We start from the raw sequence: 20843 nt of genomic DNA on the forward strand, positions 1-20843 counted from the left end.
CTGGTCGCCACCAGGATCGCCGCTCGCCCCGACACCACCGGCCGGCGCAGCTACGGCTCCTACCGGGCCGAGGTGTTCGCCTCGCTGCTGGCCGTCGTGCTGATGCTCGGCGTCGCCCTGTACGTCGTGATCGAGGCGATCGGCCGCATCGGCGGGAACGCCGAGGTCTCCTCCGGCCCGATGCTCGTCGTCGGCGCCATCGGCCTCGTGGTGAACCTCGCGGCCCTGCTCCTGCTGCGCTCGGGCGCGAGCGAGAGCCTCAACGTCAAGGGCGCCTACCTGGAGGTCGTGGCCGACACCGCCGGCTCGGTCGGCGTCATCGTGGCCGGCTGGCTGGTGGCCGCCACCGGGCAGGCGTTCTGGGACACCGTCGTCGCGCTGGCCATCGGGGTGTTCGTGGCCGTCCGCGCGATCTCGCTCGGCCGGCAGGTGTTCGCGGTGCTCGGCCAGCACGTGCCCGAGGGCATCGACGCGGCCGCCGTGGCGGCCGACCTGGCCGCCATCGACGGCGTGCGCGACGTGCACGACCTGCACCTGTGGACGCTCACCTCCGGCATGAACGTGGCCACCGCGCACCTGGTCACCGCCGAGCCGGGCGACAACCACGCCGTCCTGGACCGGGCCCGCGACGTGCTGCGGCAGCGCCACCACATCGCGCACGCCACGTTGCAGGTGGAGCCGGTCGACCACCAGGGCTGCGACGAACTGGGCTGGTAGCGGGCGGCGCACCGGCCCTGCCGTCCCCACGATGCACTTGTCCAACATTGGACGACTCAAATTCTTCCCACGGGTGGATTTGTCGGCTTATGTATTCTCCTGGGCCGCTGAATCGGGAAAGACACCTGTTTCATCACAGTTCAAGGAGCTCATATGCGCATCACCCTGCGCAGAGGCACCTTCCGCGTCCTTGCGACGGCCGCGGCACTGTCCCTGCCTCTGGCTCTCCTTCCGACCGCGGCGCAGGCGGACCCCACGCCTGCCCCGGCCGAGAAGAAGCTGATCGACTCGGTCACCGCGCCGGCGGTGAAGAAACACCTGCAGGCGTTACAGAGCATCGCCGACGCCAACAACGGCAACCGCGCCGCCGGCACCAGCGGCCACCTGGCCTCGCGCGACTATGTCGCGGCCAAGCTCAAGAAGGCCGGTTACAACGTCACCCTCCAGCCGTTCGACATCGCCTACTTCCAGGAGAAGTCCACGGCGCTGATGGAGCGCCTCTCCCCCAGCCCGCGCGTCTTCACCCCGACGCCGCCCGACGGCTCCTCCGTCGGCGAGTTCGCCACCATGACGTACTCCGGGTCCGGCGAGGTCACCGCGTCGCTGCAGAACGTGGACCTCGTCCTGCCGCCCGGCCCGACGCCCAGCACGTCCAACTCCGGGTGCGAGGCGGCCGACTTCGCCGGGTTCACGCCCGGCAACATCGCGCTGCTCCAGCGCGGCACCTGCGACTTCGTGGTCAAGGCGAACAACGCCAAGGCCGCGGGGGCCGTGGCGGTGATCGTCTTCAACGAGGGCCAGCCGGGCCGCACCGCGACCCTGCGCGGGAACCTCGGCACGCCCGTCACCATCCCCGTGCTGGGCACCAGCTTCGACGTCGGCCAGGAACTGGCCACGACCGGCGGCGTCATCCACATCAAGACCGACACCGTCAGCGAGATGCGCACCACCTACAACGTCATCGCCGACTCCAAGTGGGGCGACCCGAACAAGGTGGTCATGTCCGGCGCCCACCTCGACTCCGTCCCGGCCGGGCCCGGCATCAACGACGACGGCTCCGGCACCGCCGCCACGCTCGCCGTCGCCGAGGCCCTGGGCAAGATCCCGACCCGCAACCGGCTGCGCTTCGCCTGGTGGAGCGCCGAGGAGCTGGGCCTGCTCGGCTCGATCCACTACGTGGAGACCCTTCCCGCGGCCGAGCTGTCCAAGATCAAGCTCTTCCTCGACTACGACATGCTCGGCTCCACCAACTACGCCTTCAAGATCTACGACGGCGACGACTCCGACGGCGTCGGCGCCCCCGCGGGCCCGCCCGGCTCCGACGAGATCGAGAAGCTCTACGAGAAGTACTTCGACCTGCTGCACCAGGGACACAACGGCACCGACTTCGACGGCCGCTCCGACTACGGCCCGTTCATCGAGGCCGGCATCCCCTCCGGCGGCGTGTTCACCGGCGCCGAGGGCATCAAGACGCCCGAGGAGGCCGCGATCTTCGGCGGCACCGCCGGACAGCCCTACGACCCCTGCTACCACCAGGCCTGCGACACCATCGCCAACATCAACGACAAGGCGCTCGCGCTGAACACCGGCGCGGTCGCCACGGCGGCCGTCGTCTACGCCTACAGCCGCGACCTGCCCGGCCCCGACGCCGCCCGGCCGGCCGCCAAGACCCGGACCGCCACAAGCCCCCTCAAGGCGACCATCGAAGGCAGGGAGACCCGCTGACCCCGGCCCTTCCGTGCGCCCGCGCCGGGCGCACGGAAGGATCCGCTCACGCGTTCTACATGTAGATCGATTTGTCCAGTACGCTGATCAACGAGCATTTTGCGGAGAAATTGGAGAAACGCCATATTTTCTTTCTCGCGTCCCCGGGTTGGAATGCAAGCAGACCAGCGATTCACTGCTTCACCGGACGCCAGAAAGGCGGCGCAATGCACGTACTCGCTCAAGTCTCCGGCAACATCACCGCCATCGGTTACGGTCTGGCCGCGATCGGCCCCGGCGTGGGCGTCGGCATCATCTTCGGCCAGGGCGTGCAGGCCATCGCCCGCCAGCCTGAGGCGTATCCGCTGATCCGCCAGAACATCCTGCTCGGTTTCGTCCTCACCGAGGCGCTGGCCCTGATCGGGCTGGTGGCGCCGTTCATCTTCCAGTTCCTCAAGTAATCGCCGCGCTCCGCGACGCGAATGGCGAATTCGAGCTGAAGATGGGTGGCGATGACCGCCCCGGAGTCACGCCACCCCCACGACCATTCCTCAGCGGACGTTCCTCAGCGCACGGGCAGGCCGGTTACCGCGCGGCCGATGATGAGCCGTTGAATCTCGCTCGTGCCCTCGAAAATCGTATAAATCTTGGCGTCGCGGTGGAAACGTTCCACCGGATGTTCCCGGGTGTAGCCGGCGCCGCCGAGGATCTGGATCGCCTGTTCGGTCACCCACACCGCCGTCTCGCCCGCCACCAGCTTCGACATCGAGCCCTCGGCCTGCTCGAACGGCCTGCCGTTGCGGGCCATCCAGGCGGCGCGCCAGGTCAGCAGGCGGGCCACGTCGACGCGGGTCGCCATGTCGGCGAGCAGGAACGCGATCGCCTGGTTGTCGCCGATCCTGCGACCGAACTGCTCGCGTTCGCGGGCGTAGTCCCTGGCGTACTCGAAGCCCGCGCGGGCGATGCCGACGGCCATCGCGGCGACCGACGGGCGGGTGGTCTCGAACGTGCGCATCGCGGCCTGCTCGCCGGCGCGTTCGCCGTTGCGGACCCTGGCCAGGCGGGCGTCCAGCTTCTCCTTGCCGCCCAGCAGGCACGAGCCCGGCACGCGCACGTCCTCAAGGATCACCTCGGCGGTGTGCGAGGCGCGGATGCCGTGCTTGCGGAACTTCTGCCCCATCGACAGGCCCGGCGTGCCGGGCGGGACGACGAAGCTGGCCTGCCCGCGGGTGCCCAGGGACGGGTCCACCGAGGCGACGACCACGTGCACGTCGGCGATGCCGCCGTTCGTGGCCCAGGTCTTGACGCCGTTCAGCACCCAGTCGCCGTTGTCGTGCACGGCGCGGGTGCGGATGGCGCCGATGTCGGAGCCGGCGTCGGGCTCGGAGGCGCAGAAGGCGCCCAGCTTGACGTCGTTCTCCGTGCCGAACATCTGCGGCAGCCACTCCCCCAGCTGCTCCGGGGTGCCGTTCGCGGACAGCGCGGCGGCGGCGAGGCCGGTGCCGACGATGGACAGGCCGATGCCGGCGTCCCCCCAGAAGATCTCCTCGAACGCCACCGGCAGGGCCAGGCCGCTCTGCTCGAACCATTGGGTGGCGAAGAAGTCCAGTGAGTACAGGCCGATCTTGGCCGCCTCCTGGATCACGGGCCAGGGGGTCTGCTCGCGTTCGTCCCATTCGGCGCCCGCGGGGCGGATCACGTCGCGGGCGAACGCGTGGACCCAGTCACGCACCTCGATCACGTCGTCACTGAGCTCCGGACAGAACCCGGTCATCGTGTCCACTCCCTGGCCGTTCCATTGTTACCGTCGGTAACACCCTACCGGCGAGTAGGGCTCGGCCGGAAGGTGCGACCGTCGGGCGACTCACGGTAATGTTCTGGTCACCGTACGCCCATGTCGATCGAGGAAGGCCGATGGACCGCCGGCTCGCCGCACTTCTCGTCGTCCTCGCGCTGGGGGCGGCGTATCTGCTGCTCAGGCCGGTCGCGGGCGTCCGTGCCGTCGCCTACTTCGACGCCGCCGTGGGGCTTTATCCGGGGTCCGACGTGCGGGTCCTCGGGGTGCGGGTCGGACGGGTCACCGCGGTCAGCCCGGCGGGCGCGCAGGTCCGGGTGGAGCTGGCGCTCGACGCCGGGCGCAAGGTCCCGGCCGCCGCACAGGCGGTCATCGTGGCACGGTCGCTGATCGCCGACCGGTTCGTGCAGCTGACGCCGCCGTACCGGGGCGGGCCCGTGCTCCAGGACGGCGGCACGCTGGGCCGGACCCGCTCGACGGTCGAAATCGACGAGGCGTTACGCGGCTACGACCAACTCGCCGCAGCCCTCGCCCCACCGGTCTCACCCGAACCCGATCCGCCTCAGCCCGATTCCCCTCAGCCCGGTTCTCCACGGCCCGGCTCCCCCCGGTCCGATTCCCCTCAGGCCGATTCCCCTCAGTCCGACTCCCCGCGGCCCGGTTCGCCTCGGCCGGGGGCGGATGGTGTGGCGGCGGAGGAGCGGGGGGCGCTGGCGCGGTTGTTGCGGGTCTCGGCGGACACGTTCGGCGGGCAGGGCGAGACGGTGGGGGCCACCGTGCGGGGCCTGTCCGACGCGGCCTCCGTGCTGGCCGGCGACGGCGACGACCTGGCTCAGACCGTCCGCGACCTGGCCACGATCACCGGGGCGATGGCCCGCGACGACGCGCGGATCCGGGCGTTCATGAAGGACCTGGCGGGCGTGTCGGCGCAGCTCGACGGCGAGCGCGAGGAGCTGCGCGCGGTGCTGGGCCAGCTGTCCTCCACGCTCACACAGGTCGCCGACTTCGTCGAGGACAACAGGGGTGAGATCGCCGCCAACACCCGCGATCTCGCCCACCTCACCACCCTGCTGGTACGTCAGCGCGCGTCCATCGGCACGTTCCTCGACACCGCGCCGCTCGCCCTGAACAACGCGAACAACGCCTACGACCCCGTGAGCGCGACGTTCCGGGCCCGGTTCAACCTCAACGGCCAGACCGACGACGTCGCGATGTGGTTGTGCTCGCTGGCCCATTCCATGGACGGCGGCTGCGAGTCGGTGCTCGGCGCGCTCAACCCCCTGGCACGGGCGCTCAACGACACGGTGGCGATCGACACGTCGTGGCTGCTGCCCGATGTGCGGGTCGACCGCCCCGACCTGTCGCTCGGCGGGCTCGTCACGATCCGCTGACCGCCTCACGCAGACCGGCCCCCATCAGGCGCCGGGTCGGCGTCCGGTGGGGGCCTGGAGGGACAGGTCGGGGCGGGTCAGCGGGCGGCGGTACGGGTGGAGCGGTGGGCGGAGGCGAGGACGGCCAGGGCGGCCACGCCCATGCCGATCGCCAGGCCGTACACCAGCGGCGTGAACCCGCCGAAGGCGGCCGCGAGCTGCGGGCCGACGCTGCCGCCGACGGCGAGGGCGAAGGAGAACAGCGCGAGCGCCGTGCCGCGGGCCGGGCCGGCCTGGGCGGAGATGGCCTCGTTCATGCTGGGCAGGCCGCCGGTGATGGCGGCGACGTAGACGGCCAGCAGGAGCACCAGGCCGAGGGCGCCGGCCCCGCTGAACGCGACGGCCGCCAGGGCGAGCGCGCCCACGGCCAGGAACGCGGCGGCCCTGGCCGTGGTGGGGATCCGGGCCAGCCACGGCATGAGCACCGGCATCAACACGATCGAGGGCAGCCCGGAGGCGCGCAACGTGAGCAGGTCGGCGGCGGACGTGCCGCCGTAGATCTGCAACCCGGTGTAGACGGCGACGAACCCGGCCATCAACATGACCGTCGCCACGTAACGCAGCGCGAGCACCCGGTCGAACAGCAGGCCGGGCACCGCGCGGTAGGCCGACAGCAGCGACCCGGCCGCCTCGCGCGGCAGGTCGGGCAGCATGACGGCGCGCAGGCCGAGCCCGGCGAGGGCGAAACCGGCGGCCGACAGCAGGAACAGCCCCCGCCAGCCGATCGTCTCGACCAGCACCTGTGCGGCGACCTGCAACAACACGGCCGAGGCCAGGAAAGCGCCGGTCACCGCGGCGATGGCGATCACACGGCGCCGCGGCTCTAGCCGTTCGGCCAGGTAGGCCATGCCGGCGGGCGGGAACATCGCCACGGCCACCCCCTGCAGGGCACGCAACACCAGGGCCACCTCGACGTTCGGGCTCAACGCCACCAACGCGCTGGTCAACGCGGCAAGCGGCAGGCCGGCCATCAGCAGGCGGCGGCGGCCGTACCGGTCGGAAAGGGGGCCGAACACCAGGAACCCGATGCCGTAGCCGGCGCCGAACGCGGTGACCAGCCAGGTCAGGCCGCCGGGTGAGGCGTGCCAGCCGGTCGCCATGTCGTGCAGCAGGGGGATCACGATGTACAACTGGCCGCTGCACAGGACCGCGGTGAGGGTGAACGCCAACAGGGTGCGGCCGAAGCGGGCGTAATCGGTACGGACTGCCGGAGCGGCCGCCGTACGGGGAAGCGTGAGTGCCATGGGAGAGGACGGTAGCCAACCAACCAGTTGGACGTCAACTGGTTAGTTGGTTTTCAACCAACTAGTTGTTGGTGGCAGAATGGTGGCATGTCACCCAAGGTCTCGACCGCCGCCACCCGGGCCGCCCTGCTCGAAGCCGCCCGCGAGGAGTTCGCCGCGTACGGCGTGGCGGGGGCGCGCGTGGATCGCATCGCGGAGCGCGCGGGCGTCAACAAAGAGCGCATCTACGGGCATTTCGGCAACAAGGAGAAGTTGTTCGACGCCGTCATCAACGAGGCGCTCGACGACCTGACGTCGCAGATCGCCCTGCCCGGCGCCGACCCCGTCGACTACGTGGCCCGGCTGACCGACTACTACCGGCGCCATCCCGACCTGGTCCGGCTGCTCATGTGGGAGGCGCTCAACTACCGCGGCCAGGAGCTGCTGCCCGGCCAGGAGGCCAGGGTCGAGCGGTGTGCGCGCAAGGCGGCCTCGCTGGCCGAGGGGCGCGGCGAGGAGCCGTCGAAGGCGACGGCGCGCACGCTGTTCATGCTGACCGGGCTCGCGCTGTTCCCGTCGATGATGCCGCAGCTCGGGCGGATCATGCTGGGCGACGACGCCGACGACCACGACGCCATCCGCGACCAGATCAGCGCCTTCGTGACAGCGGCCCTCAAGTAGCGCCTCACGGGTGCCCGCCCGCTGACGCCGCAGGCCGGTCAAGGAGCAGGTACGGCAAACCAGCCATCCCGGGCCCACCCTAAGGACAAGCCAAGTGCGACGGAACCGCCCCTAAGGGGGGCCGGGGGGGCGGCGGCGCGTCATCCCCGAAGGCAGGCCAGGGGCGGCTGAGCCGGCCGCGTCGGCGGGCCGATGGCGTTACGGGAGGCACGCCGTGTGCGACGTGGGCCTCACGGAGGCGGTGGGGTGCGGCGGGGCAGGGTGAGCATCGGGGGGCGTTCGCCGATGGCGACCTGGCGGGTCAGGACGTCGTGGCCGCCCTCGCACCGCCGGAACTGCGCCAGCTCCACCCCCGGCGCATGACGGGCCTCGATCTTCCCCTGGCGCCGCAGCCGCGACCACGCGGCCAGCATGATCTGGGCCGCCATCCCCCCGAGCGCCTCCGTCGACTGCGGGGCGTGCTCGCGCGAGCCCAGGTCCACCTGGGCCAGGCCGTCCAGCCCGGCCAGGTCCAGCAGGTCGATGAGCAGGCCGAGCTCCACCCCGTACCCGGTCAAGAACGGCACGCGTTCCAGGGCCGAGCGGCGGCCGGCGTACTCCCCGGCGAGGGGTTGCACGAAACCGGCCAGCTCTGGCCAGTGCAGGTTGATCAGCGGGCGGGCGACCAGCTCGGTGACGCGGCCGCCGCCGTTGGGCGCGCCGTTCAGCGGACGGTCGTAACAGCCCTTGGCGTAGGCGACGGTGGGATCGGTGAGCAGCGGCCCGAGCACCCCGGCGACCAGCGAGGCGCGGAAGTGCCTGATGTCGGCGTCGGCGAAGGCCACCACGTCGCCGGAGGTGACCGCCAGCGACTTCCACAGGGCCTCGCCCTTGCCCTCCAGCGGTGCGAGCTCGGGCAGGATGTCGCGCTGGGCGTGCACGGCGGCCCCGGCCCGCGCCGCCACGCGCGCGGTGTCGTCGGCCGAGCACGAGTCGATGACGACGAGCTCGTCCACCAGGCCGTCCAGCTCACGCCGGATCACCTGGACGATCTCCCCCACGGTCTCCCGTTCGTCGCGGGCCGGCAGGACCACGCTCACCGTGGTGCCCCCCTTGGCCGCCACGAGGTCGCGCAGCGGCCAGTCCGCGGCGCACGACGTTCGGCGATGCCACCATTTCCGCACATCAGGCAGCATGTGCGACACCTCCCCCGTTCCCCCGCTTGTCAGCTTATGCGAGGGTCGCGTGACGCTCCAGGAAGGTATAGACGTCCGCCTCGTCCACACCCGGGAACGACCCGGGCGGCAGGGCGGCCAGAATGTGCGAGTTGGCCCGCGCGGACGGCCAGGCGTAGCCCTCCCAGCGTTCGGCCAGCTCAGCGGGCGGACGGCGGCAGCAGTCGCCGTTGGGGCAGCTCGACTTGGTGCGGTTGGTGGTTTCCCGGCCCCGGAACCACCGCGACTCCCGGTACGGCACCCCCAGCGTGATCGCGAAGTCCCGTTCCCGCGAGGGATCGACGTGCGCGACGCAGAAATAGGTGCCGGTGGGCGAGTCGGAATACTGGTAGAACACCGAGAACCGGTCGGGCGAGGCGAACACCTGCCGCCCCGACCACTGCAGGCACATCCGTTGCCCCTCGATGGCCCCCTGCTCGTCGGCGGGGAAGACGATGCCGTCGTTCTCGTACGCCTTGTAGATGGTGCCGCCGGCGTCGTTGCGCACGAAGTGGCAGACGAGGCCCAGGTGGTGGGTGGCCAGGTTGGTGAAGCGGTGGGCGGCCATCTCGTAGGAGACGGCGAACACGTCCCGCAGGTCCTCCACCGACAGCGCCCGCGCCGCCTTGGCCTCCTGGAGGTAGACGGCGGCGGCCCGTTCGGGCACGAGCACGGCGGCGGCGAAGTAGTTGGCCTCGGTGCGCTGGCGCAGGAAGTCGGCGAAGTCGCGCGGTTTGCCGTGGCCGAGCGCGAGGTGCCCGAGCGTCTGGAGCAGGATTGTGCGCGGGGTGTGCATGCCGAGCTGCTCGTGTTTGACGTAGATGCGCCGGTTACGCAGGTCGGTGATGGAACGCACCGAACGCGGCAGGTCCTGGGCGGTGTGGACGGTGTAGCCGAAGTGCGTGACCAGGCCCTGGATCGTGCTCTGGGACAGGGCGCCGGTGCGGTAGCCGACGGCGTCGAGGGCCTCGGCCGCGGCCTTCTCGATGTCGGGGAAGTAGTTGCCCACCTCGCGCTGCCTGCGCCGCAGCTCGGCGTTGGCGGCCCTGGCCTCCTCGGGGGTGGCGGTGCCGCGGGCCTGCCGGGCGCGCAGCTCGCCGTACAGGCCGAGCAGGTGTTCCAGGACGTCGTTGGGCACGCGCGCGGAGACCTTGAGCCGGGGCAGGCCGAGACCGGCGTAGATGGGGTCGCGCTGCGCCTCCTCCAGCGCGATCTCCAGCTGGGCGCGCCGGTTGGGCGGCTGGCGGCGCAGCAGCTCCTCGACGGGGACGCCCAGCGCGGTCGCCAGGGACTTGAGCAGCGAGAGCTTGGGCTCACGCTTGCCGTTCTCGAGCAGCGACAGCTGGCTGGGCGCCCTGCTGACGCGCGAGCCCAGGTCCGACAGGGTGAGGCCGCGCTGTTTGCGCAGGTGGCGCAGACGCTGGCCGAACGCGATCAGATCGAGCTCCTGCGTCAAAGACAGCGGTTCTTCGCCTAGCAGGGACGCCATACAGGCATCTTAGACAGAAATTCGGCCCATTTTCTAGCCTTTGGGCATCCAGGGCGCGTCGCAGCGGGACGCGAGAGCCCTGTGCGGTTCGGGATGAGGATTGGTCTAGGCCAACAGGAAAACTTGCGATTTCTTCTCATCTGAATACCCACGAGTAATGCACGTCCTGGAAATTTTGTCGCTTCTTCTCAGCTCTGGAGCCTATTGACCCGCGGCCTCCGGGCAGATCATCGACGTGAGCCCCAGGGGACGACAAAGGAGCGAACGATGAACGATCGCCTCAAGGGAGCTGCGGAGCAGCTGCAGGACAAGTGGGAGAACGACCCTCGCTGGGCGGGCGTCGAGCGCACGTACAGCGCGCAGGACGTGATCCGGTTGCGGGGAAGCGTCCAGGAGGAGCACACGCTGGCCCGGCTCGGCGCCGAGCGTCTGTGGGACCTGTTGCACACCGAGGACTACGTCAACGCCCTCGGGGCGCTGACCGGCAACCAGGCCGTCCAGCAGGTGAAGGCCGGGCTGAAGGCGATCTACCTGTCCGGCTGGCAGGTGGCCGCGGACGCCAACCTCGGCGGCCAGACCTACCCGGACCAGAGCCTCTACCCGGCCAACTCCGTGCCCGCCGTCGTGCGCCGCATCAACAACGCGCTGCTGCGCGCCGACCAGATCACCTGGTCGGAGGGCGTGCCGGACGCGCCGCACTGGCTGGCGCCGATCGTGGCCGACGCCGAGGCCGGGTTCGGCGGCGTGCTGAACGCGTTCGAGCTGATGAAGGGCATGATCGCGGCCGGCGCCGCGGGCGTGCACTGGGAGGACCAGCTCGCCTCCGAGAAGAAGTGCGGCCACCTGGGCGGCAAGGTGCTGATCCCGACCGGCCAGCACATCAAGACGCTCAACGCCGCGCGGCTGGCCGCCGACGTGTGCGGCGTCCCCTCACTGATCGTCGCGCGGACCGACGCACAGGCCGCGACGCTCCTGACCAGTGACGTGGACCCGCGCGACCAGGCCTTCACCACCGGCGAGCGCACCGCCGAGGGCTTCTACCGGGTGCGCAACGGCGTGGACTCCTGCATCGCCCGCGGCCTGGCCTACGCCCCCTACTCCGACCTGCTGTGGATGGAGACCGGCACGCCCGACCTGGACGTGGCCCGCGAGTTCGCCGAGGCGATCAAGGCCCGCTACCCGGACCAGATGCTCGCCTACAACTGCTCGCCGTCGTTCAACTGGAAGGCGCATCTGGACGACTCCACGATCGCCAAGTTCCAGCGCGAGCTCGGGCACATGGGATACAAGTTCCAGTTCATCACGCTGGCCGGGTTCCACTCGCTGAACTACTCGATGTTCGACCTCGCCCAGGGTTACGCCACCGACGGCATGACGGCGTACGTCGAGCTCCAGGAGGCCGAGTTCGCCGCCGAGTCGCGCGGATACACCGCGACCAGGCACCAGCGCGAGGTCGGCACCGGCTACTTCGACCTGGTCAGCACGGCCGTCGCGCCCGACTCCTCGACGACCGCGCTCAAGGGCTCCACCGAGGAGGAGCAGTTCCACCACTGATCTGCTGAGCTCGCCGGCCACCTCCAGGGCATGGGACGGTTCCCCCGGCGAAGGGCCGCGCCGGCTCCCCCAGCCCGGCGCGGCCCCTTTTTTCCTGCCTTTTCGATCCCAGCCCGGCGCGGCCCCCTCTTTTTCCCGTCCTCGATGCCCGTCATGTGATCAGCCGCCCTCCCGGGCCCACGACGGCAGGTCCTGCCGCTCGGTGATGTCGCGGACGAGCTGGGCGTGCGCGTCCTCGGCCTGCTGCCTGGTGGACCAGTGCAGGCTGAGCACCTCCTCGCCGCCCGTCCCCGGATCGGCGCCGGGCGGCGACAGGCGCACGGTCGACTCGAACAGCAGCGGCACCGTGCCGCCGTCGGCCTGGTCGAGCACCAGATGCAGGGTGCGGATGCGGAACGTTCCCGCGGCGGTGCCGACGCGGTCGTCGCCGATCGTGCGCCGGGCGCGGTCGGCCAGCAGCTCCTGCGCCCGCGCCGGGCTGATGGGGTTGCCCTCGATGTCGTAGTAGCTCATGTACGGCCTCGCTCTCGGGTGCGGGAGGGGGACCACGCTTCCCCCGCTCACCTCGATCATGAGGCATGCGCGGTCAGGACGCTCCGGTGGCCGTCGGGGTGGCCGGGCCCGAGACGGTGGGGCCGGGCGACTCGCCGGGGCCGTCCTGGGGGATCGTGCTGATCGAGCCCGACGGCCGCGGGCAGTCGCGGCGGCCCCCGCCCCCGCGGCGGCGACCTGCCGGGCCGGCGCACGGACCGGCCTCCTCCCCGCCCGGATCACCCAGATCGCCCGGCCCGGACGTGCCGGACGGGCGGGCGGGCCGGGACGGGCGGGACCGGCGGAAGTCGTCGGACCACCGGTCGGGTTCGGAGGTGAGGCTCGCGACGTGCCCGCCCGGCGTGCGGAAACGCGTGCCGGAAACCGCCGGCGTGGCGGCGCTCGCCGCGCTCGCCGTGGGCGCCGCGCTCGCCGGGGGCGCCGCGTGGACGGACGGCCGGACGCCGTCGGGGGTCGCCGCAGGCCGATCGCTCGGGCGGGCGCTGTCCTGGGGCTGTACGACCGCGGTCTCGGGCAGCAGCGAGCCGCCGCCGAGGCTCAGGGCGTCCCCGCCGGAGGCCGCGATCACGGTGATCGCCGCGATCGAGACCGTGGCCAGCGCGGCGAAGCTGGCGTGCGACAGGTGCGCCCCGGCCTTCGCCCTGCTCCTGCGCCTGCTCCCGCGCTCGGACCCGGCCGGTTCCGCCGCCGATGTGACCGGGTGGCCCGCCCCGCCGCCCGCCGGACAGGGCACCTCGGCCCAGCTCCCGTCCAGCACGTCGGAGACCGCCCGGCGCAGGTCCCACGGATCGCCCACGCCCCCGGACGCCAGCAGCGCCCGCAGCAGGCCGGCCGAACCGGGACGGGACGCCGGGTCCTTGGCCAGCGCCGCCTCCACGGCCGGGCGCAGCAGGACGGGCACGCCGTCCAGACGCGGCGGGTCGAACAGGATGCGCCGGGTCAGCACGTCCGCCTCGCCGCCGCCGAACGGGTGGTGCCCGCTCGCGGCGTAGGCCACCAGGCAGCCCCACGCGAACACGTCCGAGGCGGGCAGGGCGGGGCCGCCGGTCAGCCGCTCGGGCGCCACCCAGCCGGGACTGCCCATGACCTGGCCGGCCTGGGTGTGGGCGGCGAGGGTGTCCACGTCGCAGGCGATGCCGAAGTCGATGACCCGCGGCCCTGCGGGCGACAGCAGCACGTTGCCGGGCTTGAGGTCGCGGTGCACCAGACCGGCCTCGTGCACGGCGACGAGCGCGGCGGCCACGCCGAGTGCCACGCCGTAGGCGAGGTCGGGCGTGAGCGCTCCCCCGGCCTTGACCACCTGGGACAGCGCGGGCCCCGGGATGTACTCGGTGACCAGGTACGGACGGCCGTCCTCGACGCCGTCCTCGATGACGGCGGCGGTGCAGAAGGGCACCAATCTCCGCGAGAAAGCCACTTCCTCGGCGAAACGCGCCCGCAACGTGGCATCGTGGAGATGTACCGCGTGCGGCGTCTTGAGCGCGACCAGGCCGCCTTGCGGGTGTTCGGCCAGGTACACCACTCCCATCCCGCCCGTCCCCAGGCGGCCCAGGAGAAGGTACCGGCCGATGACGACCGGGTCGCCCACCGTAAGCGGTCGCACGCCAGGAGGCATGTCGCTCGCACCACGCGCCATCCGGGTCTCGCCTCTCCTGTGGGGGACACGGCAAGGCACACTGTGGCGGCATCCGGGGGCCCTTTCCGCATGTCTTGCGCAAGGGGTATCGAAGGTAAGGCGTTCGTGCCCGGAGGGTTAGTAAGTGCTGGGATGGAACGTTCTGAAGTGGCTTTCTGTGGTTGGCGAGCTTTCGTCCGGAAGAGGGTCAGGAGGCCAGGGCGCGGGCCTCGTCGGCCTCGACCTCGCGGTTCCAGTCGTTCTTGACCGCCCGCCAGCCCTCGTCGTCGACGCCGATGCGCCAGTAGCCGGAGATGGACAGCCGCTCCATCGGCACGCCCCGCTCCAGCCGCAGGTGGCGGCGGAGCTCCTTGACGAAACCGGCCTCGCCGTGGACGAACGCGTGCACGTCCCCCTCGGGGAACTCCAGCGCGCGCACCGCCTCCACCAGCGCCTGGCCGACGGGCCGCGCGCCCCGGTACAGCCAGGTGATCCGCGCGTCGGCGGCCGTGCCGAGCTTCAGCTCGTCCCCGGGGCCGTCCACCTCCAGCAGTACATGGGCCAGGGCGCCGTCGGGCAGCGCCTCCAGGGAGGCGGCGATGGCCGGCAGCGCGCTCTCGTCGCCCACCAGCAGGTGCCAGGCGGCCCCGGGGTCGGGCGCGTAGCCGCCGCCGGGGCCCAGCATCAGCACGACGTCACCGGGCCGGGCCGCGGCGGCCCACGGCCCGGCCAGGCCCTTGTGGCCGTGGTGGACGAAGTCGAGGGTCAGCTCAAGGGCGTCGGGGTCCCAGGCGCGCACGGTGTAGGTGCGCAGACGCGGCCAGAGCTCGCGCGGCATGGTCTCGCGCACGTGCTTGACGCTGAAGGGCTCGGGGTAGTCCACGCCCTCGTGCGGGAAGACGAGTTTCACGTAATGGTCGGTGAGGCCGCGGCAGGCGAAGTCACGCAGGCCGTCGCCGCCGACCACGATGCGGATCATGTGCGGGGAGAGCCGCTCGGTCCGCAGGACGACGCCCCGATGGTGGTCCGTGGGCTTGTCAGCCATCACTTCAGCCCCCATATGTTAGTTAGGTATACCTAACCTTACAGTGGGATTGACGCGCCTGGCCACCGCAACGCCTCGACGCCGTCCTCCGCGCGCAACCCCAAACTGTGAAATATCAGCTCAAGCTACCCTGACGCAGCAGGCCCAGTCAGGCCGCCGCCGAATCCCCCCGCCGCGCCGCACGGGCCGCGACCGCCTCCAGGAACGCCGACATGTGCCGGAAGGCCAGCCGCGCCTCCGGCAGCACGTCGGCCAGGATGGGGAACGCGTGCGGCATGCGCCGCCACTCCTCGTACCGCACCGGCACCCCCGCCTCCCGGGCCCGCTCGGCCACCCGGCGGGCCTCGTCCCGCAGCACCTCCGTGGAACCGGTGACGATCATCAGCGGCGGCAGGCCGGTGAAGTCGCCGTGCACCGGCGAGACCAGCGGGTCCCACGGATCGAGCCCGCAGGTCCAGTGGCGGGCCAGCCAGCGCACCCGGCCCGCCGGCAACATGGGGTCGTGCCAGCGGTTGGCGCGGCGCGGGATGTCGGTGAGGTCCGCCCACGGCGACAGGCAGATCGCCGCGGCGGGCGTCGGCAGGCCGCGGTCGCGCAGCGCCAGCAGGGTGGCCAGCGTCAGGTGCCCGCCCGCCGAGTCCCCGGCGATGACGATGTCCTCGGGGGCGTGCCCGTTGCGCATCAGGCACTCGTAGGCGTCCAGCGCGTCGGCCAGGGAGTCGGCCAGCGGGTGCACCGGCCCCTGCCGGTAGTCCAGCGCGAGCACCGGCCGCCGGGCCACGGCCGACAGCCGCCAGGTGATGGGCCGGTGGGTACGCGGCGAGCACGAGAAGTAGCCGCCGCCGTGGAAGTAGAGCAGCGCCTTGCGCTCGTCCACCCGGCCGGCGCGGACCCACTCGCCGCCGCAGTCCGGCCCCTCGGCGGGCGCGACGACGGCGTGCTCGGGAAGGCGCACCGGCATCAGCTGCGCCAGCTCGCCCAGGCGGGCCGCGCCGATCAGGGCCAGCGGATGACGCATCAGCACCGAGGAGGCGGGCTTCAGGGTGCCCCACATGACCGAGGTCAGGGCCCTGGCCTGCCAGCTCAAGGGGTAGTCGGGTGCCACGTCCTTGTTGATGCGCATGACGGTCCTCCACCCCTTTTCTTCCCGGAACGCCAGAGCTCTACCGGCCAGTAAGGATCTCGTCCCTGACGCGAATATTCCGGCCTTGTGCGACTCTGGGGATATGGCGGGATATTCGGGGACTCCGCTTCCCCGCAAGCTCGGCATCAAGCCGGGACGCCAGGTCCTGGCCCTCGCCGCCCCAGCCGGCCTCGACCTCGGCGAACCCGCCGCCACCGTGCGCTTCGTTTATCGCGTTGCGGACCGCTGACCCACCGGCGGATAATTCCAGGCTTCCGCCAAGGCGGACCCGTGCGCGACCCCCGACACGGCGCGTGACCGTGTCCTCACTCTCGGGAGGTGAGCCACCGTTCCCCTCTACGCCCGCCTCGTCCGGTACGGCTTCCGCAAACACGCCGTCTACGTCTGGGCCGCGCTCGCCGGCGCGTTCACCAACAGCGTGTTCGGCGTCCTGCGCGCCTACGTCCTCATCGCCCTGTGGCAGGCCCGCCCCGGCCTGGCCGGCTACGACGTCACCGACGCCGTCACCTACTGCTTCGTCACCCAGGCCCTCATCGGCCCGATGATGCTGTTCGGCGGCGGCCTGGCCATCCCCGAGCGCATCCGCAGCGGCGACATCGCGCTCGACCTGGTCCGCCCCGCCTCGCTCCAGCTCTGGTCGCTGGCCGAGGACCTGGGCCGGGCCGCGTACCTGCTGCTGGTGCGCAGCCTCCCGCCGCTGCTGCTCGGCGCGGCCCTGTTCGGCATCACCACCCCCGCCTCCCCGGCCGCATGGGCGGCGGCCCTGACCGGCTGCCTCGTCGGCGTGCTCATCAGCTTCGGCTGGCGCTACCTCGTCGCGCTGTCGGTCTGCTGGCTCGCCGACGACCGCGGCGTGGCCGTCGTGTCCCTGGTCCTGACGACGTTCTTCAGCGGCATGATGCTCCCCCTCCACCTGTTCCCCGGCCCGCTGGGCGAGGTGGTCAGAGCCCTGCCGTGGGCCTCCATGGTCCAGGCGCCCGCCGACCTCTACCTCGGCAAGGCCCCCGTCGGGCAGACGCTCGCCCTCCAGGCGTTCTGGGCGGCGACGCTGTTCGCCCTCGGCCTGCTGGCCACCCGCGCGGTCCGCCACAAGGTGGTGATCCAGGGTGGTTAGGACGTACTTCCTGCTGGCCTGGACCTGGACCCGCGCCGCGGCCGCCTACCGCCTCTCCTTCGCCCTGATGGTCGTGTTCGGCCTGGTCACGGGCGCGATCGACGTCGCGGCCATCCTCGTCGTCTTCGCCAACACCACCACCCTGGCCGGCTTCACCCGCGAGGAGGTGCTGTTCCTGTACGGCGCCTCCGCCGTCTCCTTCACCGTCTGCGACACCTTCGTCAGCAACCTCGACCGCATCAGCCAGCACATCAAGGCCGGCACGCTCGACACGATCCTCATCCGCCCGGCCGCCGCCTGGATCCAGATCGCCGCCGACCGCTTCGCGCCCACCAGGATCGGCCGCGTCGTCCAGGCCGTGGCCGTGCTGGCCTACGCCGTCGCCGCGCTCGGCCTCGACTGGCGGCGGGCCTGGATGATCCCCGTCATGATCGTCACCGGCGTCGTCATCTTCACCGCGCTCTGGACGCTCGCCGGCGCGCTGCAGTTCGCGCTGACCGACGCCCCGGAGGTGGTCAACACCTTCACCTACGGCACCCACCAGCTCAGCCAGTACCCCCTCAGCATCTACGCCCGCGACCTGGTCCGCGGCGTCACGTACGCGCTGCCCCTGGCCTTCGTCAACTGGCAGCCCGGCCTCTACGTCCTGGGCCGGGACGACCCGTTCGGCACGCCCGGGTTCATGCGCTTCCTCGGACCGGCCGCCGCGCTGGTCCTCGCCCTGGCCGCCGCGGCGGCCTGGCGGCAGGGCATCAGGCACTACCGATCGACGGGGAGTTGACGATGATCGAGCTGCGCGGAGCGGGACGCTCGTTCAAGGTCAGGCGCGCTGTCGTGCACGCCGTACGCGACCTGTCGTTCAGCGTGCCGGCCGGCGAGTTCGTCGGCTACCTCGGGCCCAACGGAGCGGGCAAGTCCACCACGATCAAGATGTTGTGCGGCATCCTCACCCCCACCACCGGCTCGGTGCGGGTGGCCGGGCTCGACCCCTCGCGCCGGCGCACCACGCTCGCCCGGCGCATCGGCGTGGTGTTCGGCCAGCGGACGACCCTGTGGTGGGACCTGCCGCTCAAGGACAGCTTCGAACTGGTCCGGCACCTTTACAAAGTAGATCGTGGAACCTTCCGGATCCGGCTGGCCGAGCTGACCGAGACCCTCGACCTCGGCTCCTTCCTGCGCACCCCGGTGCGTCAGCTCAGCCTGGGGCAGCGCATGCGCGGCGACCTGGCCGCGGCGCTGCTGCACGCGCCGGACGTGCTGGTGCTGGACGAGCCGACCATCGGCCTCGACGTGGTCAGCAAGGCGAGCATCCGCGGCTTCCTGAAGCGGCAGAACGCCGAACGCGGCACGACCGTGCTGCTGACCACGCACGACCTCGGCGACATCGAGCGCCTGTGCCGCCGGATCATGCTGATCGACCACGGCCGGCTGGCCTTCGACGGGACGCTCGCCGAGCTCATGGCCACGGCGCCGGAGCAGGCCACCATCGAGGACGTGGTGACCAGGCTCTACACCGGCACTCAGTAGTAGCCGCCCTCCTGCGTGGTCTCGTAGTCGTCGTCGTCGAGGTCGTCGTGCGGGCGCGACCAGCGGGAGGGCATCAGCACGGGGATGAACAGCACCACGCCCAGCAGGGCCAGCACGCCCGTGGTGAGCAGGGTCCTGTCGCCCGCGCCGGCGTCCAGGACGATCTGGTGGACCGACGCCTGGTCGGGGATGAGGGACAGCGCCCTGCCGGTGTCGAGGGCGTAGACGACGGTCCAGGCCAGCAGCACCATCGAGGGCACGAACGTGGCCAGCGGCGAGATCCGGCCGGCCACGACGAGGCCGACGACCAGCCCGACCGCGGCCATGGCGCCGAGGGCGATCCACATCTTCTGGTTGTCGGGCGGCGGCGGGGTGATCGCCGCACTGGCGAGGGCCTGCTGCACGGCCCATCCGCCACCCCCGAGGACGGCCGCCGTGACCACGACGCCGATGAGCAAACCTGCTAAGTGCCGCAACGTTCTCACCTCAAATGTCAACGCGAATGTCAACGCGCTCGGCACGACCCTAGCGACAAATGCCATTTCCGGACCAGGCATCAGCCCGCTCGGAAGTTAGGGGTCTCATGCGACGGGGCCTCGTGAGACCATGTGGCACACATGCGTGCGCGTCTTCCCCTCCGGCTCGCGCGGACGGCCGCCTTCGCCGCCGTCTGCGTGACCCTCGCTGCCCTCGCCCACGTGGCGGGCGGCGGCGGGCGTCCGGGGCCGTGGGCGGCGGCGATGGGCCTGGTGGCGGTGTCCGGCCTGGGGCTGGCGCTGTCCGGCAGGGAACGCTCGGCGCCGCTGATCAACGTCGTGCTGGGTGTGGCGCAGTTCGGCCTGCACGAGCTGTTCGCGGGCGGCAGCCCGTCCTCCTACGTCTTCGAGCACGGCCACGGCCAGGGCCTGGCCGTCAACGCGGGCATGCTGCTCGCGCACCTCACGGCGACCTTGATGACCGGCTGGTGGCTCTCGCGCGGCGAGATCGTGCTGTGGTCGCTGCTGCGCCGGCTGGGGTTGCGGCTCGTGCCGCCGCTGCTCGCGGTCGTGCCCGCGGTGCGGCCGGGCGTCCCGGTCGTGCACACCAGGGTGGTCCCCCCGCAGCCGGGGTTCCGGCACCGGGTGGCCAGGCGTGGTCCTCCACTTCCCGCCTGACCTGCTGACACCCGTAGACCCCTGTCATTTTCCGAAGTGGAGTTCCGCCATGTCCTTCGTCCGTCGCGCGGCGACCGTGCTCGCCGCCGCCACCGCCCTCACCGCCGGCCTGGCGCTGCCCGCGCTGGCCCACGTCTCCATCAACCCGGGCACCGCCGAGCAGGGCGGGTTCACCAAGGTCGCCTTCCGGGTGCCCAACGAGCGCGACGACGCCGCCACGACCAAGGTCCAGGTCAGCTTCCCCACCGACCATCCGCTGGCGTTCGTGTCGGTCAAGCCCGTGCCGGGCTGGGACGTCAAGGTCACCGAGGGCAAGCTGCCCAAGCCGGTCAAGACGGAGTACGGCGACCTGGAGGAGGCCGTCACCACGGTCGTGTGGTCCGGCGGCAAGATCAACCCGGGTGAGTTCCAGGAGTTCGAGGTGTCCATGGGCCAGCTCCCCAAGGACGTCGACTCGCTGACGTTCCCGACGAAGCAGACCTACTCCGGCGGCGAGGTGGTCGACTGGGCCGACGCGCCCAAGTCCGACGGCACCGAGGCCGAGCACCCCGTTCCCACGCTGAAGCTCGTCCCGGCCTCCGGCGACGACGACCACCACTCCGCCGCGAGCGCGTCGGCCTCGGCCGCGCCGGCCGCCGCCACGGGCCCGTCGGTGGCGCCGGTGGCGGCCTCCGCGGCCTCCTCCTCCGACGGCACGGCCCGCCTGCTGGGCGGCGCCGGGCTGGTCGTCGGCGTCATCGGCGTCGTCGTCGGCGCCCTGGGCCTGCGCCGCCGGTCGGCCTGACCCTCGCGCCCCTGACCCTCGCGACCCTGACCTCGCGACCCTGACCTCGCGACGCGGCGTCCCTGGACGGGTCGAACCCCGCCGGCAACCGGGCCCTGGCCAGCACCTCCCGCAGACCGCCG

General features: G+C 71.6%; 20 protein-coding genes. 11 read left to right on the forward strand and 9 right to left on the reverse strand.

What is annotated here, in order from left to right:
* The 3 genes from ACWEJ6_RS50300 to atpE all read left to right on the forward strand — a co-directional run.
* The coding region (locus ACWEJ6_RS50300; RefSeq protein ID WP_452432623.1) for a cation diffusion facilitator family transporter at positions 1 to 717 on the forward strand (717 nt) is incomplete at its 5' end.
* A 153-nt stretch (positions 718 to 870) separates the two neighbouring features.
* Positions 871 to 2442 carry a M28 family metallopeptidase gene (locus ACWEJ6_RS50305; RefSeq protein ID WP_452432625.1) on the forward strand — a complete coding sequence of 524 codons (1572 nt, stop codon included), beginning with the start codon at positions 871 to 873 and terminating at the stop codon, positions 2440 to 2442.
* A 206-nt stretch (positions 2443 to 2648) separates the two neighbouring features.
* A complete protein-coding gene (atpE, locus tag ACWEJ6_RS50310; protein WP_352329951.1) occupies positions 2649 to 2882 on the forward strand; it encodes an ATP synthase F0 subunit C in 234 nt (77 codons plus the stop codon).
* Between the two features lie 104 nt (positions 2883 to 2986).
* Here atpE and ACWEJ6_RS50315 read toward each other — a convergent pair whose 3' ends face one another.
* Positions 2987 to 4195, reverse strand: coding sequence for an acyl-CoA dehydrogenase family protein (locus tag ACWEJ6_RS50315; RefSeq protein WP_358292788.1), 1209 nt, complete (start codon positions 4193 to 4195; stop codon positions 2987 to 2989).
* A 140-nt stretch (positions 4196 to 4335) separates the two neighbouring features.
* On the opposite strand from ACWEJ6_RS50315, the gene ACWEJ6_RS50320 reads away from it, so the two are divergent.
* On the forward strand, positions 4336 to 5607 hold the full coding sequence (locus ACWEJ6_RS50320; RefSeq protein ID WP_452432627.1) for an MlaD family protein: 1272 nt from the start codon (positions 4336 to 4338) through the stop codon (positions 5605 to 5607).
* A 77-nt stretch (positions 5608 to 5684) separates the two neighbouring features.
* On the opposite strand, the gene ACWEJ6_RS50325 is transcribed toward ACWEJ6_RS50320, so the two are convergent.
* Positions 5685 to 6890 (reverse strand): MFS transporter, encoded by a 1206-nt coding sequence (locus tag ACWEJ6_RS50325; RefSeq protein ID WP_452432629.1) that lies wholly within the window; start codon positions 6888 to 6890, stop codon positions 5685 to 5687.
* 87 nt (positions 6891 to 6977) lie between these two features.
* On the opposite strand from ACWEJ6_RS50325, the gene ACWEJ6_RS50330 reads away from it, so the two are divergent.
* A complete protein-coding gene (locus tag ACWEJ6_RS50330) occupies positions 6978 to 7550 on the forward strand; it encodes a TetR/AcrR family transcriptional regulator (protein ID WP_358292797.1) in 573 nt (190 codons plus the stop codon).
* A gap of 230 nt (positions 7551 to 7780) precedes the next feature.
* Here ACWEJ6_RS50330 and ACWEJ6_RS50335 read toward each other — a convergent pair whose 3' ends face one another.
* Together ACWEJ6_RS50335 and ACWEJ6_RS50340 are read right to left on the reverse strand one after the other, a co-directional pair.
* Positions 7781 to 8725, reverse strand: coding sequence for a glucosyl-3-phosphoglycerate synthase (locus ACWEJ6_RS50335; protein ID WP_452432631.1), 945 nt, complete (start codon positions 8723 to 8725; stop codon positions 7781 to 7783).
* A 34-nt stretch (positions 8726 to 8759) separates the two neighbouring features.
* Positions 8760 to 10232: a helix-turn-helix domain-containing protein gene (locus tag ACWEJ6_RS50340; protein WP_387669728.1), complete on the reverse strand. Its 1473-nt coding sequence runs from the start codon at positions 10230 to 10232 to the stop codon at positions 8760 to 8762.
* A gap of 267 nt (positions 10233 to 10499) precedes the next feature.
* Between ACWEJ6_RS50340 and aceA the strand changes: the two genes are divergently transcribed.
* Complete coding sequence (gene aceA, locus ACWEJ6_RS50345; protein WP_352351543.1) at positions 10500 to 11786, forward strand: isocitrate lyase; 1287 nt, start codon at positions 10500 to 10502, stop codon at positions 11784 to 11786.
* A 159-nt stretch (positions 11787 to 11945) separates the two neighbouring features.
* Here the strand turns inward: aceA and ACWEJ6_RS50350 are convergent, their stop codons facing one another.
* The 4 genes from ACWEJ6_RS50350 to ACWEJ6_RS50365 form a co-directional block, all read right to left on the reverse strand.
* A complete protein-coding gene (locus ACWEJ6_RS50350) occupies positions 11946 to 12299 on the reverse strand; it encodes a hypothetical protein (protein ID WP_352351545.1) in 354 nt (117 codons plus the stop codon).
* A gap of 73 nt (positions 12300 to 12372) precedes the next feature.
* A complete protein-coding gene (locus ACWEJ6_RS50355; RefSeq protein ID WP_452432634.1) occupies positions 12373 to 13941 on the reverse strand; it encodes a serine/threonine-protein kinase in 1569 nt (522 codons plus the stop codon).
* A 220-nt stretch (positions 13942 to 14161) separates the two neighbouring features.
* Positions 14162 to 14998 (reverse strand): siderophore-interacting protein, encoded by an 837-nt coding sequence (locus ACWEJ6_RS50360; RefSeq protein WP_387669731.1) that lies wholly within the window; start codon positions 14996 to 14998, stop codon positions 14162 to 14164.
* Positions 14999 to 15146: 148 nt separating this feature from the next.
* Positions 15147 to 16121, reverse strand: a complete 975-nt coding sequence (locus tag ACWEJ6_RS50365) for an alpha/beta hydrolase (RefSeq protein ID WP_387669732.1) — start codon at positions 16119 to 16121, stop codon at positions 15147 to 15149.
* A gap of 439 nt (positions 16122 to 16560) precedes the next feature.
* Between ACWEJ6_RS50365 and ACWEJ6_RS50370 the strand changes: the two genes are divergently transcribed.
* The 3 genes from ACWEJ6_RS50370 to ACWEJ6_RS50380 are packed head-to-tail and all read left to right on the forward strand — an operon-like array spanning position 16561 to position 18783.
* On the forward strand, positions 16561 to 17256 hold the full coding sequence (locus ACWEJ6_RS50370) for an ABC transporter permease (RefSeq protein WP_452432636.1): 696 nt from the start codon (positions 16561 to 16563) through the stop codon (positions 17254 to 17256).
* Positions 17249 to 18037: an ABC transporter permease gene (locus tag ACWEJ6_RS50375; RefSeq protein ID WP_387669736.1), complete on the forward strand. Its 789-nt coding sequence runs from the start codon at positions 17249 to 17251 to the stop codon at positions 18035 to 18037. Before ACWEJ6_RS50370 ends, ACWEJ6_RS50375 begins: the two co-directional genes overlap by 8 nt.
* Positions 18038 to 18039: 2 nt before the next feature.
* Positions 18040 to 18783 (forward strand): ABC transporter ATP-binding protein, encoded by a 744-nt coding sequence (locus tag ACWEJ6_RS50380; protein ID WP_452432638.1) that lies wholly within the window; start codon positions 18040 to 18042, stop codon positions 18781 to 18783.
* On the opposite strand, the gene ACWEJ6_RS50385 is transcribed toward ACWEJ6_RS50380, so the two are convergent.
* The gene (locus tag ACWEJ6_RS50385; RefSeq protein WP_358292826.1) at positions 18777 to 19259 is read right to left on the reverse strand and encodes a hypothetical protein; all 483 of its coding nucleotides are present in this window, start codon (positions 19257 to 19259) and stop codon (positions 18777 to 18779) included. The genes ACWEJ6_RS50380 and ACWEJ6_RS50385 overlap by 7 nt on opposite strands.
* Positions 19260 to 19400: 141 nt before the next feature.
* Between ACWEJ6_RS50385 and ACWEJ6_RS50390 the strand changes: the two genes are divergently transcribed.
* Both ACWEJ6_RS50390 and ACWEJ6_RS50395 read left to right on the forward strand, forming a co-directional pair.
* A complete protein-coding gene (locus ACWEJ6_RS50390; RefSeq protein ID WP_452432640.1) occupies positions 19401 to 19937 on the forward strand; it encodes an MFS transporter in 537 nt (178 codons plus the stop codon).
* Positions 19938 to 19986: 49 nt separating this feature from the next.
* Entirely contained in the window at positions 19987 to 20721 is a 735-nt protein-coding gene (locus ACWEJ6_RS50395; protein ID WP_452432642.1) for a YcnI family copper-binding membrane protein, read from the forward strand.
* Positions 20722 to 20843 lie beyond the last annotated feature (122 nt).

The sequence above is a fragment of the Nonomuraea sp. NPDC004702 genome (assembly GCF_053601695.1).

Bases quoted from the DNA above. Each gene is read 5' to 3' on its own strand.
- ACWEJ6_RS50305 (WP_452432625.1), top strand. From the start codon at position 871: ATGCGCATCACCCTGCGCAGAGGCACCTTCCGCGTCCTTGCGACGGCC.
- ACWEJ6_RS50315 (WP_358292788.1), bottom strand. From the start codon at position 4,195: ATGACCGGGTTCTGTCCGGAGCTCAGTGACGACGTGATCGAGGTGCGT.
- ACWEJ6_RS50380 (WP_452432638.1), top strand. From the start codon at position 18,040: ATGATCGAGCTGCGCGGAGCGGGACGCTCGTTCAAGGTCAGGCGCGCT.
- aceA (WP_352351543.1), top strand. From the start codon at position 10,500: ATGAACGATCGCCTCAAGGGAGCTGCGGAGCAGCTGCAGGACAAGTGG.
- ACWEJ6_RS50325 (WP_452432629.1), bottom strand. From the start codon at position 6,890: ATGGCACTCACGCTTCCCCGTACGGCGGCCGCTCCGGCAGTCCGTACC.
- atpE (WP_352329951.1), top strand. From the start codon at position 2,649: ATGCACGTACTCGCTCAAGTCTCCGGCAACATCACCGCCATCGGTTAC.
- ACWEJ6_RS50330 (WP_358292797.1), top strand. From the start codon at position 6,978: ATGTCACCCAAGGTCTCGACCGCCGCCACCCGGGCCGCCCTGCTCGAA.
- ACWEJ6_RS50340 (WP_387669728.1), bottom strand. From the start codon at position 10,232: ATGGCGTCCCTGCTAGGCGAAGAACCGCTGTCTTTGACGCAGGAGCTC.
- ACWEJ6_RS50390 (WP_452432640.1), top strand. From the start codon at position 19,401: ATGCGTGCGCGTCTTCCCCTCCGGCTCGCGCGGACGGCCGCCTTCGCC.
- ACWEJ6_RS50320 (WP_452432627.1), top strand. From the start codon at position 4,336: ATGGACCGCCGGCTCGCCGCACTTCTCGTCGTCCTCGCGCTGGGGGCG.
- ACWEJ6_RS50365 (WP_387669732.1), bottom strand. From the start codon at position 16,121: ATGCGCATCAACAAGGACGTGGCACCCGACTACCCCTTGAGCTGGCAG.
- ACWEJ6_RS50395 (WP_452432642.1), top strand. From the start codon at position 19,987: ATGTCCTTCGTCCGTCGCGCGGCGACCGTGCTCGCCGCCGCCACCGCC.
- ACWEJ6_RS50335 (WP_452432631.1), bottom strand. From the start codon at position 8,725: ATGCTGCCTGATGTGCGGAAATGGTGGCATCGCCGAACGTCGTGCGCC.
- ACWEJ6_RS50350 (WP_352351545.1), bottom strand. From the start codon at position 12,299: ATGAGCTACTACGACATCGAGGGCAACCCCATCAGCCCGGCGCGGGCG.
- ACWEJ6_RS50360 (WP_387669731.1), bottom strand. From the start codon at position 14,998: ATGGCTGACAAGCCCACGGACCACCATCGGGGCGTCGTCCTGCGGACC.